Annotated in this window: 2 protein-coding genes; both read right to left on the bottom strand. The window is 40.6% G+C overall.

What is annotated here, in order from left to right:
• Positions 1-14: 14 nt before the first annotated feature.
• On the bottom strand, positions 15-1,007 hold the full coding sequence (locus tag HMPREF2983_RS00110; protein ID WP_070665505.1) for an ISAon1 family transposase: 993 nt from the start codon (positions 1,005-1,007) through the stop codon (positions 15-17).
• Entirely contained in the window at positions 973-1,359 is a 387-nt protein-coding gene (locus HMPREF2983_RS00105) for an ISAon1 family transposase N-terminal region protein (protein ID WP_004378925.1), read from the bottom strand. Before HMPREF2983_RS00105 ends, HMPREF2983_RS00110 begins: the two co-directional genes overlap by 35 nt.
• Positions 1,360-1,421: the final 62 nt, after the last annotated feature.

Raw genomic sequence — 1,421 nt, 5'->3', positions numbered from 1 at the left:
GGGACAGTAGATATTTAGTGTGGATAAGCATATAGTTTAGCAATCCTAAAAAGGAAGAAACTTTTATCCACAACTCCCCTTACGTTAGCCCTAAATAGTTTTATTTTTGCGTTAAAGGATTCAGCAGCCGCGTTTGTAGCTCTGTTAATATAGAAGTTTAGTATGTCATCGTAATGTTCGTAGATAGTTGCTGCAATGACATTAAAGGAATGAAAGTTAGCTTCTTCAACCTTATTATACCACTTGGCCAATGATAGTCTAGCTGCGTCTTTGACGGTGTTCTTTGCAAAAATCATTCTTAGCGAATGTGATAAGCCGTAAGCCTTCTTGATGTCAGGATATTCTCTAAATAGTATCTTGGCTCTTAGCTTCTGCTCATCAGTCCATTTCTCCGATGATTTGAATAACAGGTACCTGCTTCTTACCAGCAGTTCACTACGTGTATCTCCATTCTCAAAAGTCACAGATTGATATGCTCGCTTTTCTAACTTCGCATTCTCTTTCTCCTCATTTGCTTCCTGTAAGGCAGCCCAGCGATGCTCTATTCTCATCTGTTGCACGGCATCAATTGCAAGTTTCTGTATATGAAAACGATCGATCACTCGTTTAGCCTTAGGAAAGCAATGTCTCACTATCTTACGCATACTGTCGGACAAGTCCAAGGTAACCTCTTCTACGTCTTCCCGCTTCTTTTCATCTATCTCATCCAGTACCTTGCAGACATCCAAGGACTTTGTACCCGCAATAATAGCGATAAGACATCCCTCCCTACCGTGTCTGTCACTATTGGTTACTATCGTGTAGAGCTCGCCATTGGACAAGGATGTTTCATCTATTGCTATGCTCTTGCCGATATTATTCTCAAATAGAAGCCACTTCTGTGCATGAGCCAACTGTTCCCATGACCTGTAACCACTTAATATTTCCTTATACTGTTTCTCAAAACTATGTCCATTGATATGATAGAATTCCTCAAGCGTACGGCAGGTCACTGGGGACGTCTCCATACGTCTCTTTTAAAAAAGCTCCGAACTCTTTGGAATAACGAGTGCCGGAGGCGGTAATGTCAATCTGCAGGGGAAGGGAGAAACTCTTACCTGTACGGGTATCTATCCACCGACGTCTACGAAGAACCAAAATTACCTTATGGTCCCGAATCGGGAAGTCTGTCACCTCGACAGCATCCATAAAGCCTTGGGATTCAAAATGAAGATCTTCTGAAAGTTCTTTCTCCATTTTCTCATCAAGGTAAATGCGCAACAAAGAAGAATCAGGCTCTATCTTGACAATAGAGAAATAATGTAATATATCGCTTGGTAAAACGAACTCGGCTAATTGATATAGATTTTTTTCTTCCATGATACAAAGGAAAGAAAAATATATTAACTAAGGAAATTTCCCCATCTCTTTTCTACTGAGCC

The sequence above is a fragment of the Prevotella sp. HMSC077E09 genome, from assembly GCF_001814685.1.
GTDB classification, from domain to species: domain Bacteria; phylum Bacteroidota; class Bacteroidia; order Bacteroidales; family Bacteroidaceae; genus Prevotella; species Prevotella oris.
This window is presented reverse-complemented; position numbering and strand designations above follow the sequence as displayed.

Coding starts and splice junctions, on each gene's coding strand:
- HMPREF2983_RS00110 (WP_070665505.1), bottom strand. CDS start 1,007: ATGGAGACGTCCCCAGTGACCTGCCGTACGCTTGAGGAATTCTATCAT.
- HMPREF2983_RS00105 (WP_004378925.1), bottom strand. CDS start 1,359: ATGGAAGAAAAAAATCTATATCAATTAGCCGAGTTCGTTTTACCAAGC.